At 74.5% G+C, this 25,235-nt stretch carries 19 protein-coding genes and 1 pseudogene; 9 read left to right on the top strand and 11 right to left on the bottom strand.

Going from position 1 to position 25,235, the window contains the following annotated elements; genetic code table 11:
- Window positions 1–428 precede the first annotated feature (428 nt).
- On the top strand, window positions 429–3,026 hold the full coding sequence (locus tag MF406_RS12520; protein ID WP_242894188.1) for a DUF222 domain-containing protein: 2,598 nt from the start codon (window positions 429–431) through the stop codon (window positions 3,024–3,026).
- A 136-nt stretch (window positions 3,027–3,162) separates the two neighbouring features.
- On the opposite strand, the gene MF406_RS12515 is transcribed toward MF406_RS12520, so the two are convergent.
- The 4 genes and pseudogenes from MF406_RS12515 to MF406_RS12500 form a co-directional block, all read right to left on the bottom strand.
- Window positions 3,163–4,998, bottom strand: a complete 1,836-nt coding sequence (locus MF406_RS12515; RefSeq protein WP_242894185.1) for an ABC transporter ATP-binding protein — start codon at window positions 4,996–4,998, stop codon at window positions 3,163–3,165.
- A gap of 340 nt (window positions 4,999–5,338) precedes the next feature.
- Window positions 5,339–6,320 (bottom strand): annotated as a pseudogene (locus MF406_RS12510) (ABC transporter permease); the annotation flags it as partial.
- Window positions 6,320–7,414: an ABC transporter permease gene (locus tag MF406_RS12505; RefSeq protein WP_371744663.1), complete on the bottom strand. Its 1,095-nt coding sequence runs from the start codon at window positions 7,412–7,414 to the stop codon at window positions 6,320–6,322. The pseudogene MF406_RS12510 and the gene MF406_RS12505, both read right to left, overlap by 1 nt.
- A 157-nt stretch (window positions 7,415–7,571) precedes the next feature.
- Window positions 7,572–9,224 carry an ABC transporter substrate-binding protein gene (locus MF406_RS12500; protein ID WP_242894180.1) on the bottom strand — a complete coding sequence of 551 codons (1,653 nt, stop codon included), beginning with the start codon at window positions 9,222–9,224 and terminating at the stop codon, window positions 7,572–7,574.
- Window positions 9,225–9,647: 423 nt separating this feature from the next.
- Here MF406_RS12500 and MF406_RS12495 point away from each other — a divergent pair, with 423 nt between their 5' ends.
- A complete protein-coding gene (locus tag MF406_RS12495) occupies window positions 9,648–12,533 on the top strand; it encodes an ATP-dependent DNA ligase (RefSeq protein WP_242894178.1) in 2,886 nt (961 codons plus the stop codon).
- Between the two features lie 543 nt (window positions 12,534–13,076).
- Here MF406_RS12495 and MF406_RS12490 read toward each other — a convergent pair.
- The 3 genes from MF406_RS12490 to MF406_RS12480 form a co-directional block, all read right to left on the bottom strand.
- Window positions 13,077–14,117, bottom strand: coding sequence for an IS630 family transposase (locus MF406_RS12490; RefSeq protein ID WP_242892089.1), 1,041 nt, complete (start codon window positions 14,115–14,117; stop codon window positions 13,077–13,079).
- 305 nt (window positions 14,118–14,422) lie between these two features.
- Window positions 14,423–16,132: an FAD-dependent oxidoreductase gene (locus MF406_RS12485; protein WP_242894162.1), complete on the bottom strand. Its 1,710-nt coding sequence runs from the start codon at window positions 16,130–16,132 to the stop codon at window positions 14,423–14,425.
- A gap of 75 nt (window positions 16,133–16,207) precedes the next feature.
- Entirely contained in the window at window positions 16,208–16,981 is a 774-nt protein-coding gene (locus MF406_RS12480) for an SDR family oxidoreductase (RefSeq protein WP_242894159.1), read from the bottom strand.
- A gap of 136 nt (window positions 16,982–17,117) precedes the next feature.
- Between MF406_RS12480 and MF406_RS12475 the strand changes: the two genes are divergently transcribed.
- From MF406_RS12475 to MF406_RS12465, 3 genes are all read left to right on the top strand, one after another.
- Window positions 17,118–17,462, top strand: coding sequence for a PadR family transcriptional regulator (locus MF406_RS12475; RefSeq protein ID WP_242894156.1), 345 nt, complete (start codon window positions 17,118–17,120; stop codon window positions 17,460–17,462).
- 25 nt (window positions 17,463–17,487) lie between these two features.
- Window positions 17,488–17,847, top strand: a complete 360-nt coding sequence (locus MF406_RS12470) for a hypothetical protein (protein WP_242894154.1) — start codon at window positions 17,488–17,490, stop codon at window positions 17,845–17,847.
- Window positions 17,848–17,984: 137 nt separating this feature from the next.
- Window positions 17,985–18,350: a cupin domain-containing protein gene (locus MF406_RS12465; protein WP_242894151.1), complete on the top strand. Its 366-nt coding sequence runs from the start codon at window positions 17,985–17,987 to the stop codon at window positions 18,348–18,350.
- 102 nt (window positions 18,351–18,452) lie between these two features.
- On the opposite strand, the gene MF406_RS12460 is transcribed toward MF406_RS12465, so the two are convergent.
- The gene (locus MF406_RS12460) at window positions 18,453–18,689 is read right to left on the bottom strand and encodes a hypothetical protein (RefSeq protein WP_242894148.1); all 237 of its coding nucleotides are present in this window, start codon (window positions 18,687–18,689) and stop codon (window positions 18,453–18,455) included.
- 132 nt (window positions 18,690–18,821) lie between these two features.
- On the opposite strand from MF406_RS12460, the gene MF406_RS12455 reads away from it, so the two are divergent.
- Window positions 18,822–19,349, top strand: a complete 528-nt coding sequence (locus tag MF406_RS12455) for a CGNR zinc finger domain-containing protein (RefSeq protein WP_242894146.1) — start codon at window positions 18,822–18,824, stop codon at window positions 19,347–19,349.
- A gap of 320 nt (window positions 19,350–19,669) precedes the next feature.
- On the opposite strand, the gene trxA is transcribed toward MF406_RS12455, so the two are convergent.
- Complete coding sequence (trxA, locus tag MF406_RS12450) at window positions 19,670–20,056, bottom strand: thioredoxin (RefSeq protein WP_242894143.1); 387 nt, start codon at window positions 20,054–20,056, stop codon at window positions 19,670–19,672.
- 182 nt (window positions 20,057–20,238) lie between these two features.
- Here trxA and MF406_RS12445 point away from each other — a divergent pair, with 182 nt between their 5' ends.
- Window positions 20,239–21,627, top strand: coding sequence for a glutamate-5-semialdehyde dehydrogenase (locus tag MF406_RS12445; RefSeq protein WP_242894140.1), 1,389 nt, complete (start codon window positions 20,239–20,241; stop codon window positions 21,625–21,627).
- A gap of 143 nt (window positions 21,628–21,770) precedes the next feature.
- Here MF406_RS12445 and MF406_RS12440 read toward each other — a convergent pair whose 3' ends face one another.
- Window positions 21,771–22,796 carry a hypothetical protein gene (locus tag MF406_RS12440; protein ID WP_242894127.1) on the bottom strand — a complete coding sequence of 342 codons (1,026 nt, stop codon included), beginning with the start codon at window positions 22,794–22,796 and terminating at the stop codon, window positions 21,771–21,773.
- Between the two features lie 437 nt (window positions 22,797–23,233).
- Here MF406_RS12440 and MF406_RS12435 point away from each other — a divergent pair, with 437 nt between their 5' ends.
- Window positions 23,234–23,560, top strand: coding sequence for a DUF3140 domain-containing protein (locus tag MF406_RS12435; RefSeq protein WP_242894125.1), 327 nt, complete (start codon window positions 23,234–23,236; stop codon window positions 23,558–23,560).
- A 52-nt stretch (window positions 23,561–23,612) separates the two neighbouring features.
- Here MF406_RS12435 and MF406_RS12430 read toward each other — a convergent pair whose 3' ends face one another.
- Window positions 23,613–24,053 carry a hypothetical protein gene (locus MF406_RS12430; protein WP_242894123.1) on the bottom strand — a complete coding sequence of 147 codons (441 nt, stop codon included), beginning with the start codon at window positions 24,051–24,053 and terminating at the stop codon, window positions 23,613–23,615.
- A gap of 267 nt (window positions 24,054–24,320) precedes the next feature.
- Between MF406_RS12430 and MF406_RS12425 the strand changes: the two genes are divergently transcribed.
- Entirely contained in the window at window positions 24,321–25,154 is an 834-nt protein-coding gene (locus MF406_RS12425) for an SDR family oxidoreductase (protein ID WP_242894120.1), read from the top strand.
- Window positions 25,155–25,235 lie beyond the last annotated feature (81 nt).

The following is a 25,235-nucleotide window of genomic DNA, read 5'->3' as shown; positions in this document are numbered from 1 at the left end:
CGGTTCTGCCAGAGATTCCACCGGGTGGTCACCGGGCAGGGCCGGTGTCGGTGGGCTCCTCTACCATGAAACACATGTTCGAGGACGAGCGGGACGAGCCGGGAGCCGGTGCTGCCGGCTCGGTCGGTGATGCTGCCGGCCCCTCCGACGCTTGTGGGGGCGGCCCGGTCCCGGAGGCTGGGGACAAGCCCGGGCGCGATGTCGGTGGCCGGTCCCATCATGGACACATGTTCGATGGCGAGCGGGAGAAGCGGCCGGCGGCTGGTGCTGCTGCTGGTCGTCCCGGTGCTGCCGGTCCGTCCGGCAAGTGGGGGTGGGACGGTCCGGGTCCGGAGGGGTGGTTGGTGTGGTCTCCGGCGGACGAGGCGGCCCAGGCGCGGGGGTTCTGCTGCGCGGAGGATGCGGAGTCGAACTCTCCGTGCCGGCACATGCGTCACTTCGCGGCGGTGATGGCCGCCCAGGACCGGGTCGCAGCGGTCCGGGCGGCGGCCGCGGGGGAGCTGTGGGACGAGGACGCCCTCGACGACGGCGGCGGCCCGGCCGGAGACGACCCTGACGCCCGGGTGCGGGTGCGGGTGTGGCTGGTGGCCTACCAGGTCCTCGCCGAGGCGGCGGTGGCGGCGGGGGTGGCCCGGACCTCGGAGATCACCGGGGACGTCGCGGTGGCGCCGGGTGAGGTGGAGGAGACCGCGGCCCGGCTGGGACGGGCGGCGGAGGCGGCGACGTTGGCCCGCGGGGAGGAGGTCACCGCGCAGGTTCAGGGGTTCTTCGCCGCCGCGGCCGCGATGGCCGCCGGCACCGTGCCTCCGGCCGAGGAGGACTGGACCGTGACGCTCTCGGGTGAGCAGGTGGCGGCGGGGGTCGAGCTGTTCCTGGCGGTGGCCCGCGGCGAGACCGACGTGGTCGTCCCCGACGAGACCGGCCCGGCGCCGGTGACCGAGGCGCCGTACAGCCCGTGGGAGGCGGCCGGGGCGGCCGGGGACGGCTGCCTGCTCACCACGGTGGGTGTCGATACGGACTCTCTGGCGAGGTGCCCGGCCGGGCCCGAGCTCGCCGCCCTGCTGGCCGGGGTGAACCTTCAGGACCTGGATGGGTTCGCCGCGGTGGAGGCCCTCGCCGCGATACGCCGGGTGGAGGCCTGGGCCGCCGCGAAGTCCGCCGAGCTCGCCGACGTGGTCGCCACCCGGTGCCGGGACATCTACGACGCCCGGGCGGTGAAGGGTGCGGGCGGGGCGGTGCTGGACGGCTCCGCCCAGGAGGTCGCCATGCGCCTGGGCATGTCCGTGACGGAGGCGAACCGGCTGATCCGCACCGGGCGGGGGATGCGGGGGGCGTTCACCGACACCGCCGCGGCGCTGCGGTCCGGGGTGATCGACTACCGCAAGGCGTCCACGATCATCACCACCCTGGCCGAGCACGCCCTGCCCGTGGCGGTGCTGGCCGAGGCCGAGGTGCTGCCCACCGCCCCCACCAGGACGCATGCCCAGCTCGTCAAGGACCTGGCCGCGGCCCTGGTCAAGGTCGACCCCGCCGCCGCCACCGAGCGCCACCACCGGGCCCGCACCGGCCGGAAAGTCACCCACCCGGCGCCGCTGGCGGACGGGATGGCCTCGCTGTACGCGGTGCTCCCGGCCGAGGACGCCGTCCGGGTCGACCTCGCCCTGGAGGCCATGACCACCACCGCCCGCGCGCACGGGGACGAGCGGACCCGGGACCAGCTCCGCGCCGACGCCCTGGCCGTCCTCGCCCACGGCGCCCTGACCACCGGCTGGGCCGGCCCCCCACCCGGCACCCAACCACCACAACCCAACCCAGGTGACGGCCCCGGCAATGACGCCGACGTGGCCGACGACCGCGAGGACACGGCCGGCCCGGCAGCCGAACCCGCTGCTGTGGATGAGGACCCTGCACGTGCAGCAGGGGGAACGCCCGACCCTGGCCCGCCCGCCACACCGCCTGATCCTGGTCCGTCGGGGACACCGGCCGATCCTGGTCCCTCGGGCGCGCCGCCGGAGTCTGGTCTGCCGGGTTCAGCGCCTGATCCTGGTCTGTCGCGCCCTGATCCGCCTCCGGGTGCCGCAGATCCGGCACCGCCGCCGGGCGCACCGCCGGGAAGGCTCCGTCCCGGGACGGGTGACTGGGTGGAGTGCCCGGGCACCGGGGAGATCCCCGACCTGCACCTGCTGCTGTCCTGGCGCTCGGGCATGCCGCTGGGCGACCCCGGCAGCAACCGCACCCAGATCCGCGTGACCATCCCCCTGTCCGTCGCCCTCCCCCCGGACGACGAGACGCCCCCGGGCACGAACGGGGACGGTGACGACAGCGCCAGCGTCACCGCCGGGAGCGTCGGCACCACCGCCGGCGAGGACGACGACACCGGCGCCACCGCCGACGCTGCCGGCGCTGCGGCTGACGACGACCGGGTGGCCGTGGCCGCGACGGGTAACGGCCCCGTCACCGGCAGTGGTGCGCCCGCCGCCGTGGCTGGGCGGGACCTGGACCTGGATCCCGAGCCGGGGGAGGTGGCCGAGCTCGCCGGGTACGGCCCGCTCAGCCCGGACGTGGCCCGCGCGCTGGCCGCCGGCGGGACCTGGCGCCGCCTGGTCACCGACCCCCTCTCCGGCACCGTCCTGGACGTCGGCCGCACCCGCTACCGGCCCCCCGCCGACCTCGCCGAGCACGTCCGCACCCGCGACCGCACCTGCGTCCGCCCCGGCTGCACCACCCCGGCCGAGCGCTGCCAGATCGACCAAACGGTCCCGTTTTCGCAGGGCGGGCGGACCGCCGCCGACAGCCTCGGCGCCCAGTGCACCACCGACCACGCCCTGAAGTCCGCCGGGACGTTCAAGACCACCCAGCCCACCCCCGGGGTCTTCGAGTGGCTCACCCCCACCGGCCACGCCTACCGCCGCAACCTCGACGGCACCGTCACCCCGCTGAACACCTGGCGAGGACGCGGACGCCCGGGTCTCATCGGCACCACCGGCACGCACGGCGACGACGGCTACGGCGACCCGCCCTTCTGAGTCGCACGGTCGGCCCAGCAGACCGAGCGCAGCCGAGCCACGCGGCCCGGCCAGCCTCCAGGGCCGGCCCCGACCGCCGGGCAGCACCGGTTGCTCAGCCAGAGCCGCGCTGTCACCCTCGGCCGGCCCCGGCCCACTATGAGGCCGCCAGCCGCGCCAGCTCGGCCCGGCGCCGCTCCTGCTCTACGGGGTCCGGCACCGGCACGGAAGCGATGAGCCGCTGGGTGTACGGGTGCTGGGGGGCACCCAAGACCTGCGCGGCGCTGCCCTCCTCGACGAGCTGCCCGCGGTAGAGCACCGCGATGCGGCGGGCCAGCATGCCGACCACCGCCAGGTCGTGGCTGATGAACAACGTGCTGAAGCCGAGCCGCTGCTGCAGCTCGGTGAAAACCTCCAGGACCCGGGCCTGCACCGACACGTCGAGCGCGGAGGTGGGTTCGTCGGCGATGAGCAGCACGGGGTCCAGCGCCAGCGCCCGGGCCAGGCTCGCGCGCTGGCGCTGCCCGCCGGAGAGCTCGTGCGGGAAGCGGCCGGCGTAGGTCGTCGGCAGGTGGACCGCGTCGAGCAGCTCGTGCACACGGGGCCGGGCGGCTTCCGCGTCGCGGGCCCGGCCGTGGACCACCAGCGGCTCGGCGATCGCCTCCCCGACGGTGAGCAGCGGGTTGAAACTCGTGGCCGGGTCCTGGAAGACGAACCCGATCCGGGCCCGCAGCGGACGGAACCGGCGCTCCCGGAAGCCGACCATCTCGTGCCCGAGCACCTCCAGCGACCCACCGGTGGCCCGGGTGAGGCCGGCGATGGCACGCCCGATCGTCGTCTTGCCCGAGCCCGACTCCCCGACGAGCCCGAGCACCTCGCCCGGAGCGATGTCGAACGAGACCCTGTCCACCGCACGGAAGCCGGGCTGGCCCAGCCGCCCGGGATAGACGATCTCGAGCTCGCGGGACCGCACGACCGGCGCACCCGGCGCCGCCTGCTCAGCCTCCGCCGTGGCGACCCGCGCCGACCGGGCCCGCTCGGCGCGCGGCATCGGCTCCGGCTGTGCCGGTCCCGTGCGTACCGCTCCGTCCGTCGCCGGTTCCCTATCAGCGGCGTGTCGCCCGGCTGCGGCGGCGTGCCCGGCTGCGGCGGCGTGCCCGGCTGCGCCCGGCTGCCCGGGTGCGGCCCGGTCCCCGGCCACCGCCCCTGACTGCAGCCGTGGCACCGCGGCGAGCAGCGCGCGGGTGTACTCGTGCTGCGGGGCGGCGAAGAGCTCGCGCACGCCGGCGGACTCAACGATCTCCCCGCGGTACATCACCACCACCCGGTCGGCGAGGTCGGCCACGACGCCCATGTTGTGCGTGATCAGCACGATGGCGGAGCCGAACTCGTCGCGGACCCGGCGCAGCAGGTCCAGGATCTCGGCCTGGACGGTGACGTCCAGCGCCGTGGTCGGCTCGTCGGCGACGATCACCGTGGGCCCCAGGACGAGCGCCATGGCGATGACGATCCGCTGCTTCTGACCCCCGGAGAACTGGTGGGGGTAGTGGTCCACCCGGCGCTCCGGGTCCGGGATGCCGACCGTGCGCAGGATCTCCACGGCCCGGGCGCGCGCCTCCCGCTTGGAGACCTCCCCGTGGGCGCGCAGCCCCTCGGCGATCTGCCAGCCGACGGTGTACACCGGGTTCAGCGCGGTCGACGGCTCCTGGAAGACCATGGCGACCTCCCGGCCGCGGACCTGCCGCAGCTGGTCCCGGCTCAGCCGGACCACGTCCTGCCCGCTGAGCACGACGGCGCCCTCGACGTCGGCGTTGTCGGGCAGCAGGCCCAGGATCGTCTTGGCGGTCACGGTCTTGCCGGAGCCGGACTCCCCGACGATGGCGAGCACCTCGCCGGCGGCGACGGTCAGCGACACGCCGTCGACGGCGTGGACCGGCTCGGCATCGGTCGCGAAGGTGACGTGCAGGTCCTCGATCTCGACGGCGGGACTCATCGCTTCGCTCCGTCCTCGTCCGGGCCGGGGTCGGCCGACGTGGCCGGCCCGGAGCCGGTCTGCGCGGTCGGCCCGCCGTCGCCCTGCCTGGTCAGCCCGGCGTAGTCCTGCACGGTGGCCCCGGCGCCGTCCTGCACGGTGGCCCCGGCGTCGTCCTGGGCGCTGACCCCGGTCTCGGCCTGCCCGGCGACCCCGGACCCGCCCTGCGCCGTGGCCCCGGTCTCGGCCTGCGCGGTCAGCGGGCCGGACGCCTCCGGAGCGGCCCCGGCGACCCGGGCCCCGCCGTTGCCGCCCACCGCGGCGGCACCGGCGGCCGACGGGGCGAGCTCGGGCCGCACCCGCCGCACCGGGCGGCGGCGGATCCGCAGCCGCGGGTCGGACAAGTCGTTCAGGGACTCCCCGACCAGGGTCACGCCCATGACGAGCAGCACGATCGCGGTGCCGGGGAAGACCCCGGTCCACCAGATGCCGCTGGCGACGTCGGCCAGCGCCCGGTTGAGGTCGTAGCCCCACTCCGCGGCCGCCGTGGGGTTGATGCCGAAGCCGAGGAAGCCGAGCGCCGCCAGGGTCAGGATCGCCTCGGAGGAGTTCAGGGTGACGATCAGCGGCAGGGACCGGGTGGCGTTGCGCAGCACGTGCCGGGTGAGGATCCGCGGCGTCGGGGTGCCGATCACCCGGGCGGACTCCACGAACGGCTCGGCCTTGAGCCGCACCGTCTCCGCGCGCACCACCCGGAAGTACTGCGGCACGAAGACCACGGTGATGGAGATCGCCGCGGCGAGGATCCCGCCCCAGAAGCTGGACTGGCCGCCGGAGATGATGATCGAGACGACGATCGCCAGCAGCAGCGTGGGGAAGGCGTACACCGCGTCGGCGACGGTGACCAGCACCCGGTCGACCCAGCCGCCGAGGTAGCCAGAGACCAGGCCGAGGGCGATGCCCAGGAAGATCGAGGCCAGCACCGCGATGACGACCGTGACGATCGCCGTCTGCGAGCCCCAGATCACCCGGGACAGCACGTCGTACCCGCCCACCGTGGTCCCCCACGGGTGCTCGGCGGAGGGGGCGGCCTGGCGCGGGAAGGGGCCGGCGTCGTCGGAGAGCTGGTTGTCCCCGTACGGCGCGAGCACCGGGGCGAGCAGCGCGAGCAGCACGAAGAACGCGCAGAGCACCAGCCCGGCCACCAGCATCCCGCGCTGCAGCCCGACCGAGCGGCGCAGCTGCCAGACCAGCGGCAGCTTCTTCCACCGCGGCTCGGGTGCGGCGACGGCGGCCGGGGCCGGGGCGTCGGTGTCGGTGGGGGCGTCGGTGGGGGCGGCCATCAGTACCTCACCCGGGGGTCGATGAGCGCGGCGATCACGTCGACGATGAAGTTGGTGACCGCGACGATGACGGCGAGCAGCGCGACGATCCCCTGGACCGCGACGAAGTCCCGGGCACCGAGGTACTGGGCCAGCTGGAAGCCGAGCCCGCGCCACTCGAAGGTGGTCTCGGTCAGGATCGCCCCGCCGAGCATCATGGCGATCTGCATGCCCATCACGGTGATGATCGGGATCAGCGCCGGCTTGTAGGCGTGCTTGCGGACCAGCCGGACCTCGCTGACCCCGCGGGAGCGGGCGGCGTCGACGTAGTCCGCGCCGAGGGTGCCGATGACGTTGGTGCGCACCAGGCGCAGGAACACCCCGGCGGTGAGCAGCCCGAGGGCGGTCGCGGGCAGCACCGCGTGGGACAGCACGTCGGAGATGAGGTCCCACCGGCCGGTGCGCAGGGCGTCGACGATGTTGATGCCGGTCGAGCCGGCGATCCGGCCGAGGATGAGCTCGGTCTCGGCCTCCGCGCGCCCGCCCAGCGGGAACAGCCCGAGCCAGACGGAGAAGACCAGCTTCAGCAGCAGGCCGGCGAAGAACACCGGCGTGGCGTAGCACAGGATGGCGAAGACCCGCAGGACGGCGTCGGGCCACTGGTCCCGCCGGTAGGCGGCCAGCATGCCCAGCGGGATGCCCACCACCAGGGCGACGACGAGCGAGAAGAGCACCAGCTCCAGCGTCGCGGTGCCGTAGGTGACCAGGATGTCGCTGATCTCCCGGTTGTCGGTGATCGTGCGGCCGAAGTTCCCGGTGAAGGTCTGCCCGAGGTACTCCACGTACTGGACCAGGATCGGCCGGTCGTAGCCGGCCTCGTGCAGCCGCTCGGCCAGCTGGGCCTCGGTCAGCCGCCCGCCCACCGAGGCGGTGATCGGGTCGCCCACCACCCGCATGAGGAAGAACACCAGCGTCACGAGGATGAACACGGTGGGGATGATGAGCAGGAACCGGACCAGGATGTAGCGGCCCAGCCCGGAACCGCCCCCGCCGCCGGTCTTGCCGGCGGGGGTCGGGCCGGCCGCCGTCGTGCCGACGGTGCGCTCGTCGAGGATGGTCACGAGGCTCCCAATCCCGTGGCCACCGGTGCCGGTCCGGCGCCGGCGGCCACGTCAGCCGCCCGGGTGCTGCTGGCCGGGCGCCGGCCGCCGGCCCCCGGCCCGGCCGCCGCCGGGCCGGGGGTCAGCGTCCGGGCGCCGGCCCGGCCGCCGGTCAGCGGCCCAGCGGGGCGTAGCGGAACTTGAACGAGGCGTCCAGGGTGACCCCGGTGACGTCCGTGCCGGCCACCGCCACCTGGGCGCCCTGGAGGTAGGGCAGGGTGGAGAGCTGCTCGGCGACCAGGCGCTGGGCCTCCTCGATGAGCGCGATCCGCTGGTCCGGGTCGGCCTCGCTGGCCTGGCCCTGGACGGCCGCCGTCACCTCCGGGTCCTCGAAGTGGTTGCCGAGGAAGTTCTCCGGCAGGAAGAACGGGGACAGGTAGGTGTCGGCGTCGGAGTAGTCCGGGAACCAGCCCAGCTGGTAGGCCGGGTAGACGTCCTCGACCCGCTCGGTGGAGTAGGTGTCCCAGAGGGTGGACTGCAGCGTGACGTCGAACAGCCCGGTGGCCTCGAGCTGGCTCTCGATCATGGCGTACTCCTCGTCGGAGGAGGCGCCGTAGTGGTCGGGGCTGTACTGCAGGTTCAGGGCGACCGGGGTGGTCACGCCCGCCTCGGTGAGGACCTGCTCCGCCTTGTCCGGGTCGGGGCCGCCGTCGCCGTCGCCGTAGAGCTCCTTGAGCGGCTCGACGGCGCCGGTCAGGCCCTCCGGGACGTAGGAGTACAGCGGGGTGTAGCTGCCGTGGTAGATCTCCTCGGCCAGGGCGTCCCGGTCCAGCAGGTGCGCCGCGGCCTGCCGCACGGCCAGCGCCTTGGCCGGGTCGGCCTCGGCGGTCTCCGCGCCGTACGGCTGGGTGTTGAAGTTGAAGACGATGTAGCGGATCTCCCCGCCCGGCCCGTCGTGGACGGTGACGTTCTCGTCCTCGCTCAGGTCCGCCAGGTCGGTGGGGCTGAGGGAGCGGAAGGCGACGTCGACGTCGCCCTGCTGGACGGCGAGCTTGAGGGAGGTCTCGTCGGTGAAGTAGCGGGCCGTGACCGTCTCGGTCTCCGCCGGCGGCAGCAGCCCGTCGTAGTCCTCGAACGCCTGGTAGCGGATCAGCTCGTTCTCGGTGTAGTCGGTGATCGCGAACTGCCCGGCGAAGGCGTTGCCCTCGACGATCTCGTCCGACGGCGTGACCTCGGTGGCGGAGAAGACGTCCTCGTCCACGATCGGGGCAACGGGGGAGGAGAGGATCTGCGGGAAGGTCTGGTCGTTCTCGCTCTTGAGGTGGAAGACGACGGTGCGCTCGTCGGGCGTCTCGACGGAGTCCAGGTTGTACAGCAGCGAGGACGGCCCGCTGGGGTCGGCGATGGCCACCTGCCGGTCGAAGGTGAACTTCACGTCCGAGGAGGTCAGCTCGTTCCCGTTGGCGAACGTCAGGCCCTCCTTGAGGGTGACGGTGTACTCGGTGGGCGCGGTGAACTCGGCGGACTCGGCGATGTCCGGCTCGACCTCGGGGCTGCCGTAGGGGCTGTTCATCAGGAACGGGAACACCTGGTTCTGTACGGCGAAGGAGCCGTTGTCGTAGCTCCCGGCCGGGTCCAGGGAGGTGATGACGTCGGTGGTGCCGACGGTGACGCCGCCGCCACCGCCCCCGTCGCCGCCGTCGGTCCCGCCGGTGCCGTCGGTCCCGGGGTCGCTGGTGTCGGCGCAGGCCGCGAGCACGAGGGCGAGGGCGGCGGAGGTGCCGACGAGGCCGAGGAGCCGGCGCGGGTGTCGGGGGTTGGGCATGGTCACTTCCTTGACTCGGTCGAGCCGTACCAGTCGTCACGGCAAGGAGCAGGACGGAGGTCCCGTTGAGGTGCGTTTCTAGCACACTCCGTCTCGCCCCGGGCCGGGCCTGCTGGACGTTGCGAAACTGCAACAGTCCGGTCACGGGGATGTCACACGCCGGCCCGTGGATCCGCGACCTCGGCCCGCGGTGATGCGCGCCGGGGGCGCACCGTCCCGCAGCGGCGAGGGGGCCGTGCGCCGCGGTGGCGCACGCCGTCGTCCCGGGCCGCGGTGGCGCACGCCGTCGTCCCGGGCCGCGGTGGCGCACGCCGTCGTCCCGGGCCGCGGCGGCGCACGCCGTCGTCCCGGGCGGCGGGGCACCGGCCCCGCGCCCGGCCCGCGCGGATGCGCGCCGCGACCGCCCCGGCGACCATGAGGCCCATGGCGAGCCCCAGCACCACCGAGACCGTCGCCGTCGACGGTCGCCGCCTGCGGCTGACCAACCTCGACAAGGTGCTCTACCCCGTCACCGGCACCACCAAGGCCGACGTCGTCCGGTACTACGCCGAGATCGCCCCCACCATGCTGCCGTACTGCGCCGGCCGGCCGGCGACCCGGAAGCGGTGGCCGGACGGGGTGGGCACGGCGGCGGAGCCCGGTCAGGTCTTCTTCATCAAAAACCTGGAGAGCTCGGCGCCGGAGTGGGTGGTCCGCGCGGACATCGAGCACTCCGGCGGGCCGAAGACGTACCCGCTGGTCAACGACGCGGCCACGCTGGTCTGGCTCGCCCAGGTCGCGGCGCTGGAGGTCCACGTCCCACAGTGGCGGTTCGGCTCCGACGGCGCCGCGCAGCACCCCGACCGCCTGGTCCTCGACCTCGACCCCGGCCCCGGCGCGGACCTGGCCGCCTGCGCCCAGGTCGCCGGCTGGGCCCGGGAGATCCTCACCGGCATGGGCCTGGACCCGGTGCCGGTGACCAGCGGCTCCAAGGGCATCCACCTGTACGCCGCCCTGGACGGCGCCAGCACCTCCGACCAGGTCAGCGACATGGCGCACGAGCTGGCCCGGGTGCTGGAGGCGGACCACCCGGACCTGGTCGTCTCGGACATGAAGAAGGCCCGGCGGACCGGCAAGGTGCTGGTGGACTGGTCGCAGAACAACGCGAACAAGACCACCGTGGCGCCGTACAGCCTGCGCGGCCGGGAGCGGCCCACCGTCGCCGTGCCGCGCACCTGGGCCGAGCTGGCCGAGCCGGGCCTGCGGCACCTCGAGCTCGACGAGGTGCTGGCGCGGGTGCAGACCGTGGGGGACCCGCTGACGGTGCTGCTCGAGCGGGACGACGGCGACCCCGGCTTCGTCACGCCCGTCCAGGACCGGCTCGCGACCTACCGCTCCATGCGGGACCCCGCCCGCACCCCGGAACCGGTGCCGGGCGCCGTCGGGCGGGGCGCGGCCGGGCGCGGTGCCGGCGGGCGCGGGGAGGCCGGCGAGGCCGACGAGGCCGATGACACCGGCGACCGAGCCGCCCCCCCCGGGCCGGCCGCTGCCGCCGGGCCGGCCGCTGCCCGCCGGCCGACGTTCGTGATCCAGGAGCACCACGCCCGCCGCTGGCACCTGGACTTCCGCCTCGAGCACGACGGCGTCCTGGTCAGCTGGGCGCTGCCCAAGGGCGTGCCCACCGACCCCCGGGAGAACCACCTGGCCGTGCAGACCGAGGACCACCCGCTGGAGTACGGCTCGTTCGAGGGGGAGATCCCGGCGGGGGAGTACGGCGGCGGCACGGTCCGGATCTGGGACGCGGGCACCTACGAGCTGCGCAAGTGGCACGAGGGCAAGGAGGTCATCGTCGTGCTCACCGGCCGCCCGGACGGCGGGCTGGCCGAGGGGCCGGGCCGGACGGCCCGGTTCGCGCTGATCCACACCGGCGGCCGCGGCGGCCAGGAGCCGCGGAACTGGCTGATCCACCGGATGGCCGACGACGACGGCGCCCGGCGGGTGCGTCGCGGCACGAGGGCGGGGGTCGGGGGCGACGGTGGGAGCGCGGGTCCCGGCGGCGCGGCCTGCCAGCGCCGCGCCACGTCAGCCCGCGCGTCCGGCGACGAAACCGTTGACCACGACGGCGACCGCGACGACCGCGGGGACCACGACGGCCACGAGCCCGCGCGCGGCGGCCGCACCCACCACGAGCCCGCGGGCGGCGGCACACGCCGTGAGCCCGCGCGCCAGGACGGCCAACACCACGAGCCCGCGCGTCGGGACCGCGCGCACCACGCGCCCGCGCCCCACGACGACGGTCGCCACGACGTCGCGCGCCCCGGGCCCGCGCACCACGACGGCCGCCCCCTGCCCCCGGCACCGATGATGGCCACCCTCGGCAGCACCGCCGACCTCGACCCCGACGCCGCGTGGGCGCTGGAGATGAAGTGGGACGGCGTGCGCGCCATCGTCGACATCGACGGTCACGACGTCCGCCTCCTCAGCCGCAACGGCAACGACGTCACCGCCCTGTACCCCGAGCTGCACGACGTCTGGACCTGCCTGACCGGTGCCGAGCGCGCCGTGCTCGACGGGGAGATCGTCGCCCTCGACGCCCGCGGCCGGCCGAGCTTTGCCCGCCTGCAGCAGCGCTTCAACCTCGTCCGGCCGCGGGACATCGAGCGCGCCCGGGCCGCCGCGCCGGTCCACCTGATGCTCTTCGACGTCCTGTCCGCCGACGGCACGTCCTACCTGCGGGACACCTACGACGAGCGCCGCGCGGTCCTGCGCCGGCTGGTCGACCCCGCCGCCCAGGCCCGGGTGGAGGTCCCCGACGCCTTCGCCGGTGACGTCGACGCCGCCATCCGCGCATCCCGGGAGTGGGGCCTGGAGGGCGTCCTGGCCAAGCGTCGTGACTCCCGGTACACCCCCGGCCGCCGCTCGCGGTCCTGGATCAAGATCAAGCACGCCTTCGCCCAGGAGGTGGTGGTCATCGGGTGGAAGCCCGGCCAGGGCAGCCGCGCGGGCGCCGTCGGCTCCTTGCTGCTGGCCGTGCCCGACGACGACGGCGACCTGCGCTACGCGGGCAAGGTCGGCACCGGGTTCACCCTGCGGGAGGCCCGGGAGTGGGCCGCCAGGCTCGCCGAGGCGGAGCGCCGGAGCGCCCCGGTGCCGGACGTCCCGGCCCTCGACGCCCGCGACGCGCGGTGGGTTGCCCCCGAGCGGGTGGCCGAGGTCGAGGCTGCGGAGTGGACCGGGGACGGGCGGCTGCGCCACCCGCGGTGGCGCGGCTGGCGGCCGGACAAGTCCCCGGCGGAGGTGCACCTGGAGGTGCTGCCCGCCGCCCGGTGACCGGGTGCGCGGGCCGGCGACTCGGTGCGCTGCATGAGTTGAATATCGGCGCCAGTGCAGGTCTCCCGGCAAGACGCGTGCGTGCAGGGCTTACGAGGAACCCGACGAGCGGCGTGCATGCCTACCGCCCAGCATGCTTACCACCGGTGCATGATTACCGCCAACGAGCACATCCGAGAGGAATCACAGCTTCCCCCGCTGGCATCGGTCCGGGAGTTTCATGCTCCATCTGGCCCCAATGCCCGGACACCGAGGTGAAAGCGAGGCCGGCCCTGATTCCACGCGGTCCGCAGGGCGTGACCGGCACCCGGGAGCCGATCCGTGACGAAAATCCACTCCGGAGTGGATCTCAGCCGTATAGCGTACATTTTCCACTCCGGAGTGGATTTTGGTCGAAGTGGCGCGGCGGTGGGCCGGGTACGAGAATTCCCCCGGTCCATGCCGGGCCGCCCGCATCTCCGTAGTCGTTGTGGCGCCTTGGAGCCACCTGGAGCACGCCACGACGACTACTAAGGAGAACGTAAGTAAGTCGACTCCGGTCCGTTATGCGGTGATGTAGCGGAGATCTGGATCGGCGAAGAACCCGCGTACCAGGTGCGGTAGTTTCTGGAGGCGGTGGAGCGCGGCGATGACGTTGCTCTTGAACTCCTCGGCGGTGCGTGGGGCGGTGCGCCCGACGCGGTCGTGCTTGACGTTCTTCCAGACCCACTCGTCGGGGTTGAGCTGTGGTGAGTAGGCGGGCAGGATGAACACCTTCAGCCGGCCGTCGGTGGAGGCGATGAACTCCTTGACCTTCTTGGCCTTGTGGGTGGAGTGACCGTCGACGACCAGGTACACCCCGCCGCCGCCGTCGCGGCCGGTGTCGGCGAGCAGCTTCTTGCAGAAGCTGATGAACTGGTCGGCGGTGAAGGAGCCGGTGTAGGTGGCGAACCGCAGCTTTCCGGCGGGGGTGAGCGCGGAGATCATGTTCAGGGAGTGCCGGGCCCCGGTGGCCTTGACCACCGGGGTGCGCCCGACCGGGGCCCAGGTGGTCCCGGCGTGGTAGTCCGAGCGGATGCCGGCCTCGTCCGCGAAGTACACCGTCGCGCCCTCGGCCTTGGCCGCCGCCCGGATCGCGGGGAACTCCTCCGCCTTCCACCGCTCCACCGCCTCGGGGTCGGCCTGCCAGGCCCGCCACAGCGGGCGCTGGGGCGACAGGCCGAGCTTCCTGAGCAACCGGCCCACGGACACCTCCGACAGGTGCACCCCGAACTCGCGCCGGATCACCTCACGCACCATCGCCCGGGTCCACAGCTCGAAGTCGAACTGGAGCTGGCGCGGGTTGGTCCCGACGATCAGTGTGTAAAGCCGGCGCAGCTGGCTTCCGTCCAGCTTTGGTGGCCGACCCGGGACCGGTTTGGCCTTCAACGCATCCCGGCCACCCTCACGCGCTCTGGCCAACCACCCGTACACCGTTTTCGCGTGCATCCCCAGCATCTTCGCGACATCTTCCGGGTGGGCCCCGGCCTCTACCGCGTCCACCGCGCGGAACCGCATCTGCTCCAAGGTGGCGTGGTCCAGCTTCCGGCCGTCGTTGTCGCGCATAGAACCATTATGGCAGAAAAGGCCGCCGGAGTCGACCTACTTACGACCGCCTTAGTAAGAGATGCGCGGTCCGCGCCGGACCGGCCCTGGGCGCGGCACCTCACGCGATGCCGGCAGCCCGGATGATGGTCGGTCCGGCCGAACGGCGCTGGCCCGGCGTACGACGCTGGCCCGGCCACACGGCGCCCGGCTCGGCCGGTCGGCGTCCGGCATGGCCGGACGACTGCCGAGAAGCGCGCACGACCGGCCAGGGGCCGGGCGGGTCCTCCCCACCCGGCCCCGGGCCGGTTCAGCCCCGGCTCAGCTCAGCGGCTGGCCAGCTGCAGGTCCGGGGTGGCGGCCCCGAGCCGACCCGCGGCGTGCATCGCGGCGATGTAGCCGAAGGTGATGCCCTGGCCGATGGTCGCCCCGGGCCCGGGGTAGTAGCGCCCGAACGCGTTGCCGGCGGTGTTGCCGGTGGCGTACAGGCCCTCGATCACCGAGCCGTCCTCGTGCAGCACCCGGGCGTACTCGTCGGCGAGCAGCCCGCCGCAGGTGCCCAGGTCCCCGGGGACCACCTGGACCGCGTAGAACGGGCCCTTGGTCAGCGGCCGCAGGTTGGGGTTGGGCGTGTTGGTGGGGTCGCCGTAGTAGCGGTCGTAGTAGCTCAGGCCGCGGTGGAAGTCGTCGTCGTGGCCCTGCGCGGCCAGCAGGTTGAACCGCCGCGCGCCGTCGACGAGGCCCGGGATGCCGAGCTGGCCGGCGAGCTCCTCGATCGAGCGGGCCTTGTGCGCCAGCCCCGACCGGTACCACCCCTTGGGCAGCGGCTGACCGGGCATGAGCCCGCCGCCGAAGACGTAGCTGTTGCGGTACTGCTGATCGAAGACCAGCCACGCGGGCAGGTGCGGCGCCTCGCCGTCGTCCAGGCCGAGCATGATCTGCCCGGCGGTCATGTAGTCCACCGACTCGTTGAAGAACCGGTGCCCGGTGCCGTCCACGATCATCGAGCCCGGCAGGGACCGTTCGGCGAGGAGCGCGCCCGGCGCCCCGCCCGGCTCGGCCGGCGGGATGGCCGGGAACCACCAGGTCTGGTCCATCAGGGTCAGCCTCGCCCCGGCGCGCTCGGCGAGCTCGATGACGTCGCCGGTGTTGCCCGGGCTGCCGAAGCTCCAGCCCTCCTCGAGCACCGGCGACTGGTACCGGCGGCGCATGGCGAGGTTGTGGTCGAACCCGCCGGCGGAGAGGATGACGCCGCGGGTGGCGGCGATCCGCACCGCGCGGCCCTCGTGCTCGACGACGACGCCGACCACCCGGCCGCCGTCGACCACGAGCTCCTGCAGCGGGCTGCGCACCCAGAGCGGGACGCCGGCGTTGATGGCACCGGCGATCATCCCGGCGGCCAGCGCCTTCCCCCCCGCGGCGTAGTTCCGCCGGAGCAGCGCCTTGCCGCCGATGCCCTGCGCGACGCGGCCGGCGACCCGCGGGACCGCCTTCTGCGGCACCCGGGTCATCAGGTTCATCCACTTGTAGTCCTGCGAGGTCACCGGCATGGGCACCGGCGCCGCCAACGCCCCGCCGCGCACGAGGTCCTCCCGCTCGCCCAGGCTCGCCACGTCGAACGGTGCCGGCTCGATGGCGCGGCCGAACGCCGACCCGCCGTCGACCTCCGTGAAGTAGTCGGCGTACTCGCGCATGTGGGTGAACCGCAGCGGGGTGCACCGGCGCAGCACGTCGACGGCGGCCGGGCCGTGGTCGAGGAAGCTCACCCGGCGGGCGCGCGGCGCGGTGTCCGCGACCAGGTTGTCCAGGTACTCCCCGGCGCGGGCCCGGGTGTCGGCCACGCCCTGCTCCCGCAGGACGGCGTTGCCCGGGATCCACATCCCGCCGCCGGACAGGGAGGTGGACCCGCCGAGGTGGTCGGTCTTCTCGACGACGATCGCGCGCAGCCCCGCCTCGGCCGCGGTGAGGGCCGCGATCAGGCCCGTCCCGCCACCGACGACGACCACGTCGTAGGTCTCGTCCCAGTTCTCGTTCATGAGGTGCTCCTTGGTCTTCTTGCTCCGTTGCTTGGACTCTTCACGTCAGGTGCTCGAGCTCGTCACGCCAGCTGCTCACCAGGTGCTCGCCCCGCGCAGGACGGCGTCCGAGCCGCCGTCGACGAAGACGACCTGCCCGCACAGGTGGGTGTTCTCCGGCCCGGTGAGCCAGGCCAGCAGGTTGCCGACCGCCTCGGGCGGCGCGATGCCGTTGAGGGGCATGGGCACCTGCTCGAGCAGCGCCTTCCGCGCCTCGGCGGAGGCGATCAGGTCGGTGACCATGGGGGTCTCGATGACCCCGGGGGCGACGGCGTTCAGCGGGATCCCGGCCCCGGCCCACTCCGGCGCGGCGGCGTGGCGGCGCAGCCACAGCACCAGCGCGCGCTTGGTGGTGCCGTAGATCTGGCTGGCCCGCTCGTCGGCGGCGAGCTCGGCCGCGCGGGCGACAGCGTCGTCCTCGGTCCCGTCGAGCAGCAGGGCGAGGAGGTTCTCGTCGGGCGGGTAGAGGGATGCCATCGACGCGACGGCGACGGCGCGCGGGGCGGGGGAGCCGGCGAGCAGCGGCCGCAGGCCCTCGAGCGTCGCGACCGCGCCGAAGTAGTTCACCCGGACGGTGTCGACGGTGGGTGTGGAGAGCCCGGCGCAGGCGATGATCCCGTCGATGCGGCCGTCGGTACGGGCGGTGACCTCCGCGATCATCCGGTCCCGGCCGGCGGCGGTGGACAGGTCGGCGTCGATGTCCGCCCCGGCGCGGTCCACGCCGAGCACGCGATGACCGCCCCGGGTGAGGATGTCGGCGGTGACAAGGCCGATGCCTGACGCGGCGCCGGTGATCACGTGGGTGCTCATGGTGGCTCATCTCGTTCGGGGGTCGGACACCTCACAAACTAGGAGGTACCGGCGGTACCGGAGCCGGACCATCGGCCTAGGCCGGCCGGTCGGCGAGGCGGTGGCTGGGCAAGGTAGGTAGTCCTACTATCTAGGTATGGACGGTATTGACTGGCGGGCGGAGGTGACCCGCGGGGCGCTGTCCTACGCGGTCCTTGCGGCGCTGGCCAGCCAGGGCCGGCACGGGTACCAGCTCGGCTCGCTCCTGCGTTCCCACGGCTTCCCCCGGATCCAGGGCGGCACCCTGTACCCCCTGCTCCGGCGACTGGAAGACCACGGCGTGATCTCCCATGCCTGGGACACCTCCGCACCTGGACCGGCGCGCAAGGTCTTCAGCCTGACCGCGCTCGGGCGGGCTGAGCTCCAGAACGCCCGGCGCGCCTGGGTCGAGACGACCCGGGCCCTGGAGTCCTTGCAGCACGCGGACGATGAGAGGCGATGAGGTGACCCCCTACGCACGACGGCTCATGACGGCACTCCGCGCCCGCGGGGCCAGCGAGGAGCTCCTCGCGGACGTCCTCCGCGAGACCGAGAGCCTGCAGCTGGACGACGACGCCCTCGAGCAGGACCTCGGCACGCCCGAGGAGTATGCCGACGCGCTGGTCCCGAACCCCGGGAAGAAGCGCGCGGGGCCGATCCTGGTCACCGGCACGATCGCGGCCCTCGCGTGGGTCGTCATCACCCTGGTGAGCACTGCGCTCGGGTGGGACCTGCGCGGGGCACTCGGCCCGCTCCTGCTGTGGCCCGCCGTCGGGCTGATCGTGCTTGGGATCGTCGGGCAATTTGCGTCCGACTCCCTGCGCGGGCCGCCGGGCGGCTACCGGTGAACCGGCACCACGTCCAACGCCTCAGCCTGCCCCCTTCAACGTTCCAGCGACGAGCGGGCCCAGCGACGGATGGTCGCAGCGGGGGTAGGCAGCCCGGGCCCGCGATGGTGTGATGGTGGCGGATGGAGGTGGGGCCAATGCTGGTCGTCGACCGTGCCCGTGGCACCGACGCCATGCCGGGGCCCGTGACCCAGCTCGAGGGTCGGGTCAGCGGCGCCGGCGTGTCGGTCATCTTCGTGAGCACGGACCGGGACGGCGCGGGCCCGTTCCTCCACGAGCACCCCTACGCCGAGACGTTCGTCATCCACGCCGGCCAGGCCCGGTTCACGGTCGGGGAGGAGGAGCTCCTCGGCGTGGCCGGCCAGGTCATCGTGGTGCCGGCCTACACGCCGCACCGCTTCGCCGTCGTCGGTCCCGGTCGGTTCGAGTCGACGAACATCCACGCCAGCGACAGGTTCGTCACCACCTGGCTGGACGGGCCGCAGGCCGACCCGCTCCGCTAGTCGGCGCCGCCGACCGTACCTCGGTGACCCGCCGCGGCCTGGCGGCCCGGCGGCCCGGCGGCCCGCCAGTTCGCGGCCCGGCGGCCCGGCCGGCGCCCCCTGCTACGCGAGCCGGCCCGGGGCCACCGCCGAATCCGGGCAGGACGCTGCGGCGCTCGCCGGGCGCGGGCGCAACGCGGCGGCCACCGAGCGGCGGAGCCTGCGCCAGGGGTGCCACCGGCGCGGGCGCGGCACCGGCTCGAGCTCGTGCAGCCGGCGGTAGTGCTCGGCCTGGGCGATCAGCTCGGCGTGACGCAGGGACGCGAGCATCGTCGCGCCGTATCCCCAGTTGTGGTCCACGGTCCTTCTCCTTCTCGTCGTCGAGAAGCGGGGCCATCGCCCGCCGCCCGTCCTGCGTAACCTGTTGAAGTACTCATGGAGGTTACAGGGGCTGTAACCGCATGGCAAGCGAATAAGGGTTACAGTGGGGAGATGACGACAGCGCCGCACCTGTTGGTCGAGCAGGCGCTCGACCTGATCAACCACTACAGCCGCCGCGCCCGGTCGGCTGCCGGCGACGAGGGGCGTGGCTACCGGCCCCTGCCCGAGGTGGTCGGGGAGGTGGCGGCGGAGGTGCCCGGTGCCGGCGTGGAGGACCTGCACGTCCTGGCCGACGAGGCCTACGAGGTGTTCGCCCGGGCGGATGCCGGCGAGGACGTCGCCCCGGCCGTCAACGCGCTGCTCGCGCCCGCCGCGCCCACGCCTCGGCTCGGCGCGGACGGCGCGGTGGTCTGGGAGGTCGCCGACGACCAGGCGGCGCTGCGTGCCGCGCTGGCCATCACCCTGCTGGACTGGGTGCACGTCCGGGGCGCCGAGCGGCTCGGGCTGTGCAACGGGATCCGGTGCGCCGACGCCTTCGCGGACGCCTCGCCCGCCGGCCGGAAGAAGTACTGCTCGACCGGCTGCCTCAACCGGCACAAGGTCAGCGAGCACCGCCGCCGGGCGGCGGCTGGCGCCTGACCGCCCGCACCGCCTGGCTGCCGGAGGCCGCCCAGGCCGAGCGCCGCCCGGGCGGCCTCCTGTCCTGGACCGAGCGACGGCGCCCGGTGGCGTGACGCCGCCGGCATCCGCGGACGGTCGCGCGCTTGCGCACGGAGAGCGGCAGGCCGCTCACGGCACATCACGGCGGTCCAAGGTTCGGGCGGTTCCGCCGAGGCCGTCAGAGACGACAGGTACCGCCGCCCCGGTCACAGACGACAGACGACCGGGCCCGCGTCCGAAGGGACGCAGACCCGGTCGTCTGGTCGGTCAGACAGCCGGTCGGGCTGGCGGACCCGCTGTCAGTGCTGGTGCGCCTCGTCCGGGGCGTTCTGCTGGGCGGCGATCTCCTTGCGGACCTCGTCCATGTCGAGCCCGCGCACCCCGTCGATGAGCTGCTCGAGCGAGGGCGCCGGCAGCGCGCCGGGCTGGGAGAAGACCAGGACGCCGTCGCGGAACGCCATCAGTGTCGGGATGGCCGTGATCTGCAGCTGGGCGGACAGCTCCTGCTCGGCCTCGGTGTCGACCTTGGCGAAGGTGATGTCCGTGTGCTGCTCGGAGGCCTTCTCGTAGATGGGCGCGAACTGGCGGCAGGGGCCGCACCAGGACGCCCAGAAGTCGACCAGGGTGATGCCCTCGCCGCTGACCGTCTGGGCGAACTCCTCGGTGGTGACGTTCTTCGTAGCCATGCTGCTCCTTCGTGGTCGGATACCCCTTTCAACGCATGGGGCGCGTGGGCATTCCACGCGTGCGGGTCGGCGCCCGGCAAGCCGGGCTGCACCCGGCGCCCGCCGAGCGGGGGCTCCCCACCGGCCCGGCCGCTGAGACCAGCTCTCCCGCGCCGGCGGCCACCCGCCTACCCTTGGGCACCATGACCGAGACGACCGCCGCTGACCGTCCCGCCGCGGAGCCCGCCACCTGCGCCGACCCGGCGAACACCCTCGCCGAACCGGGCGACGGCGCCGCGGCCGGCACCGCCGCGGCGGGCGACGGGACGGACGTCCGGGCCGCCGTCGTCGCCATCGCCCGCGCCGCCAAGACGGCCGCCCGGTCCCTGGCCACCGCGACCCGCGCGACCAAGGACGCCGCGCTGCACGCCATGGCGGACGCCCTCGTCGCCAACACGGGGCGGATCACGGCGGCAAACGCCGTCGACCTCGAGCGCGGCCGCGAGCGCGGGATGAAGGACTCCCTGCTGGACCGGCTCGCGCTGGACGACGCCCGGGTCGCCGCGATCGCCGACGCGCTGCGCGAGCTGGCCGCCCTGCCGGACCCGGTGGGGGAGGTGGTGCGCGGCTCCACCCTGCCCAACGGCCTGCGGCTGCGCCAGGTGCGGGTGCCGATGGGCGTCGTCGGGATGATCTACGAGGCCCGGCCCAACGTGACCGTCGACGCCGCCGGGCTGGCCCTGAAGTCCGGCAACGCCGTCGTCCTGCGCGGCGGGACGGCCGCGGCCGGCTCGAACGAGGTGATCGTCGCCGTCCTCGGCGAGGCCCTGGCGGCCCGCGGGCTCCCCGCCGAGCTCATCCAGTCCGTGGACGCCTACGGCCGGGCCGGCGCGGTGGAGATGATGCGGGCCCGCGGCCTCATCGACGTCCTCGTCCCGCGCGGCGGGGCGGACCTGATCCAGACCGTGGTGCGGGAGTCGGTCGTCCCGGTCATCGAGACCGGGGTGGGCAACTGCCACGTCTACGTCGACGCCGCCGCCGACCTCGCCCAGGCCCTGCCGATCGTGCTCAATTCCAAGACCCAGCGCACCGGCGTGTGCAACGCCGCCGAGACCCTGCTCGTCCACCGCGACGTCGCGCCGGCCTTCCTGCCCACCGTCCTGCCGGCGCTGGGGGAGCGGGGCGTCACCGTCCACGGCGACGACGCCGTCGCGGCCGCCGCCCCGGCCGGGCTGGCGTTCGCGCCGGCCACCGAGGCGGACTGGGCGACCGAGTACCTCTCCCTCGACCTGGCGGTGCGGGTGGTGGACTCCCTCGACGAGGCGCTGGAGCACATCCGCCGCTACTCCTCCGGCCACACCGAGGTCATCTGCACCCGGGACACCACCGCCGTGCGCCGGTTCACCACCGAGCTCGACTCCGCCGCGCTCATCGTCAACGCCTCCTCCCGCTTCACCGACGGCGGCCAGCTCGGCCTGGGCGCGGAGATCGGCATCTCGACCCAGAAGCTCCACGCCCGCGGACCGATGGGCCTGGCCGAGCTCACCACGACCACCTGGATCGTGGAGGGGGACGGGCACATCCGGGAGTAGGGGTCGGGTCGGCGGTCGACGTCGGGACTGCGGGAGTCGCGACGGCGGCGGGCGGCCGCGCCGGTCGCTGCCGAGTCGCGACGGCGCCCGGGACGGCCGCATCTGGGCGCGGCCGGCGCCGCGCGCGCGGATCGGGCGCGGGGTCAGGCCTGCCGGTCCGGCTGCGGCGGGACCGACTCCAGGCACCGCTGGATCACCATCGCCAGCGTCCCGGCCGCCAGCACCCCACCGCCGGGCGAGGTCGTCCGGTGCCGGTCGATCTGCTCCACGAAGGCGAGCCGGGCCGCCTCGGCCGCCGCGTGCGCCTCGGCGTCGGCGCGGCCGTCGCGCACGCTGTCCAGGGCGTCGGCGAGGCGGCGCAGCGCCTCGGCGGCCGCGGGGCGCAGCGCCGGACCGAGCGCGACCTGCTCCAGCCCCGCGCGCTCCTCCTCGCTGAGCAGGTCGGTGAGCTCGCTGACCTGGGTGGTCAGCCGGTCCAGCGCCTCCCCCTGCCGCAGCTCCCCCGCCACCGCCCCGGCGTACCGCCGGGCCCGGACGTTGCCCCGGCGCGCCTCGTCCGCCTGCCGGGCGGCGTCGCGCATCCGCCACCGGGCGGGCTCGACGTCGCGACGGCGGCCGGCCCAGTCCGCCGGCTCGGGCGGCTCGCCGCGGGCGAGCAGGTCGGCCGTGTCCCGCAGCTGGACGACGAGCACCTGGCGCATCTCCCTCGTCGCCTCCTGCACCGGGGCGAGCGGCAGCGGCGGGAAGACCAGGTTGACGCCGAGCCCGACCAGCGCGCCGAGCAGCACCAGCCCGGCGTAGGTGCCGACGAAGAACGCCTCGCCCTGGCCGATGATCAGCGTGAACAGCGCGGCCATGGGGACCCAGCTGCCCTGGTCGCCGAGCGGGCGCCAGCCAGCCGCGACCACGCCGAGGGTGATGACGACGGCGACCATGAGCGGCCCGGAGTCCTCGCTGAGCAGGTCGGCGCCGAGGGCGATGGTGCCGCCGATGGCGATGGCCAGGACGGCCTGGAGGGACTCCCGCACCGACCCGGCCAGGGAGAAGGTGGTCGCGATGACCGCGCCGAGCGGGGCGTAGTAGGGGTAGTCGCTGGCGGGGGCGGGCAGCAGCGGTGCGATGAGCCACGACAGCGCAGCGGCGACGCCGGCCCGCACCGCCAGGGACACCCGCGGGTGGCGGGCCCAGGTGCGGCGGAGCCACCCGTGGCGCGGGCGCCGGCCGGCAGGCTCGCGGGCGCGGGCGGCCGCGCGCGTCCCGCGGGCACGGGCGGCCGCCCGCGCCCGCGCGGCGCTCGCGGTCCCGCGCGCGTTCCCGGTCCCCGGCCCGCCGGCGCTCGCGGTCTCGCGCGCGTTCCCGGTCCCCGGCCCGCCGGCGCTCGCGGTCCCGCCAGCGCTCGCGGTCCCGCCCGCGTTCCCGGTCCCGCCCGCGTTCCCGGTCCCTCTCCCGCCGTCCGTCACCGACTCAGTACTGCCGTCCGTCACCGGCCAAGGTTGACATGCGTGCGCGCCGGTCGCTTCCCGGCCAGGGCGGGCCGCTGCCCCGGCACCGCGTGCACGAGGACCGCCGGGCTCATACCGTCGAGGGACCTGAACGAGGAGGAACGATGGCTTCGGACGTGATCGACGACGACCTGTGGGACGAGTTCCATGTCGTGGTGAACATGAGCTCGCGCGAGCTGCAGGACTTCCTGGCGGCGGCGGACGCCGGTGAGGGCTCCGAGAGCTACCCAGACCAGGCCGGCGACGACGTCTCGCGGCAGATCGTGGAGATCCTGGGCAAGCGCCGGACGGACCTGACCCCTGACGACGTGGACACCATGCGCCGCGTGGTGGAGGAGATCCGCTCCGGCACCGTCGAACGGCACGACGAGGACGCCAGCTGGCGGCACTGGCTCATGTCCCGCGGGCACGACCCGCTGAAGGCGCCCTGACCGTCGGGGCGACGGTCCGACGGCGGGGCGACGGCCTGGTCCGCACGGGTCGTCAGCGCGGAGGACGGGCGCCAGTCGCGCTGGCGTGCCGGTAGCAGGCCCGCCGCGCGATCTCGGCCCGGGTCTCGCGCTCCTCGTCGGGGAGGGGACCCTCGCCGGGCCCGAGGAGACCGAGGCACTCCCGGCCCACGGTCCCGTCCGCGGCATGCACGACCAGGGCCGTCCACGGCGGCTCGCCCGCTCGGCCGGCCTCGGCCGCCACCCGGCGGAGCACCTGGCCGATCCAGTGCGGCAGCGGCACGTTGGTGTGCACGCCCGTGCCGGACTGAACCGCGCGGCCCAGCTCGCCGTAGGTGATGACGGCCCCCTCCCGGGCGGCCAGCCGGGCGAGCACCTCGCGCGCCCGGAGGGCCCACTCCTCCCAGGCCGTGCGTGCGGGCAGCACCTCGCCGTCCTCGCGCCAGTAGCCCCGACCCGGCAGCGGCCTTCCCACCGGCCCAGTGTCCCCCGGGACCGGTGCCCGTCGGCACAGACCACGGCCGACCGCACAGCTCCGAGGCGGAGGCACGAGCAGAAGGCACCCGGCTCACCCCACCGGCGCGGTGCCTGTCGTCACCCTGCGGTCTGGTATCGAGCTGCCCCGCGGGGCGGTGACGAGGGCTCGCGGGCCTGGCGCTCGCGGTTGCCGGCCCCCGGCCGGAGGCCTACACAAGGACAGGTACCCCGACCACCCCGGGCAGCTACGCCCAGAGGAGGACCCATGTCTGCCGAGCCGTCCCCGACCGAGCCCCCCGCCGCGTTCACGCCGCGCCGGATCATCGTCACCGGCGGCGACTCCGGGATCGGCAAGGCCACCGCGGTCGCGCTCGCGGAGCACGGCCGGCAGGTCGGCATCACCTGGCACACCGACGCCGACGGTGCCGCCCGCACCGCCGAAGAGGTCCAGCACGCCGGCGCCGAGGCGCACGTCCGCCACCTCGACCTCACCGACCCCACCTCCGGCACCGCCGTCGTCGACGAGCTCGCGGCCACGATGGGCGGGGTGGACACCCTCGTCATGTGCTCCGGCACCGGCACCGCCGAGCTCCTGCTGGACCTGAGCTACGAGCGCTGGCGCGAGGTCGTCGCGGTCGACCTCGACGGCGCGTTCTGCTGCCTGCAGGCCGCGGCCCGGCACATGGTCCAGGCCGGCGACGGCGGCCGGATCGTGGCCATCACCTCCGTCCACGAGCACGCCCCAAAGGTCGGCTCGGCTCCCTACGACGCCGCCAAGGGCGGGCTGGGGCTGCTGGTGAAGACGGCGGCGCTGGAGCTGGCCGAGTACGGCATCACCGCCAACACGGTCGCGCCGGGCGAGATCGCGACCCCGATGACCGGGCAGGAGGACGAGTCGGCCCTGGTCGGGAAGGAACGGGCAGGCATCCCCGTCGCCCGGCCGGGGGACGCCCGGGAGGTCGCCGCCGTGGTGGCGTTCCTGTGCGGGCCGGACGCCGGGTACGTCAACGGCGCGTCCTGGGTGGTCGACGGCGGCATGCTCCAGATGGGGCCGATGGCGGGTGCGGCGCTGACGTCGGGGGACTGGCGCCGGCCGTGAGTCTCGCCGACAGCTCCGCGTCGGCCGTGACCCTCGCCGGGCCGTTCGCCGGCGTGCCCCCCGCCGGGCCGTTTCGCCGGG

Source organism: Georgenia sp. TF02-10 (assembly GCF_022759505.1).
Classification (GTDB): domain Bacteria; phylum Actinomycetota; class Actinomycetes; order Actinomycetales; family Actinomycetaceae; genus TF02-10.
This window is presented reverse-complemented; position numbering and strand designations above follow the sequence as displayed.

Bases quoted from the DNA above. Each gene is read 5' to 3' on its own strand.
- MF406_RS12520 (WP_242894188.1), top strand. From the start codon at position 429: ATGCGTCACTTCGCGGCGGTGATGGCCGCCCAGGACCGGGTCGCAGCG.
- MF406_RS12515 (WP_242894185.1), bottom strand. From the start codon at position 4,998: ATGAGTCCCGCCGTCGAGATCGAGGACCTGCACGTCACCTTCGCGACC.
- MF406_RS12500 (WP_242894180.1), bottom strand. From the start codon at position 9,224: ATGCCCAACCCCCGACACCCGCGCCGGCTCCTCGGCCTCGTCGGCACC.
- MF406_RS12495 (WP_242894178.1), top strand. From the start codon at position 9,648: ATGGCGAGCCCCAGCACCACCGAGACCGTCGCCGTCGACGGTCGCCGC.
- MF406_RS12490 (WP_242892089.1), bottom strand. From the start codon at position 14,117: ATGCGCGACAACGACGGCCGGAAGCTGGACCACGCCACCTTGGAGCAG.
- MF406_RS12485 (WP_242894162.1), bottom strand. From the start codon at position 16,132: ATGAACGAGAACTGGGACGAGACCTACGACGTGGTCGTCGTCGGTGGC.
- MF406_RS12480 (WP_242894159.1), bottom strand. From the start codon at position 16,981: ATGAGCACCCACGTGATCACCGGCGCCGCGTCAGGCATCGGCCTTGTC.
- MF406_RS12475 (WP_242894156.1), top strand. From the start codon at position 17,118: ATGGACGGTATTGACTGGCGGGCGGAGGTGACCCGCGGGGCGCTGTCC.
- MF406_RS12470 (WP_242894154.1), top strand. From the start codon at position 17,488: ATGACGGCACTCCGCGCCCGCGGGGCCAGCGAGGAGCTCCTCGCGGAC.
- MF406_RS12465 (WP_242894151.1), top strand. From the start codon at position 17,985: ATGCTGGTCGTCGACCGTGCCCGTGGCACCGACGCCATGCCGGGGCCC.
- MF406_RS12455 (WP_242894146.1), top strand. From the start codon at position 18,822: ATGACGACAGCGCCGCACCTGTTGGTCGAGCAGGCGCTCGACCTGATC.
- trxA (WP_242894143.1), bottom strand. From the start codon at position 20,056: ATGGCTACGAAGAACGTCACCACCGAGGAGTTCGCCCAGACGGTCAGC.
- MF406_RS12445 (WP_242894140.1), top strand. From the start codon at position 20,239: ATGACCGAGACGACCGCCGCTGACCGTCCCGCCGCGGAGCCCGCCACC.
- MF406_RS12435 (WP_242894125.1), top strand. From the start codon at position 23,234: ATGGCTTCGGACGTGATCGACGACGACCTGTGGGACGAGTTCCATGTC.
- MF406_RS12425 (WP_242894120.1), top strand. From the start codon at position 24,321: ATGTCTGCCGAGCCGTCCCCGACCGAGCCCCCCGCCGCGTTCACGCCG.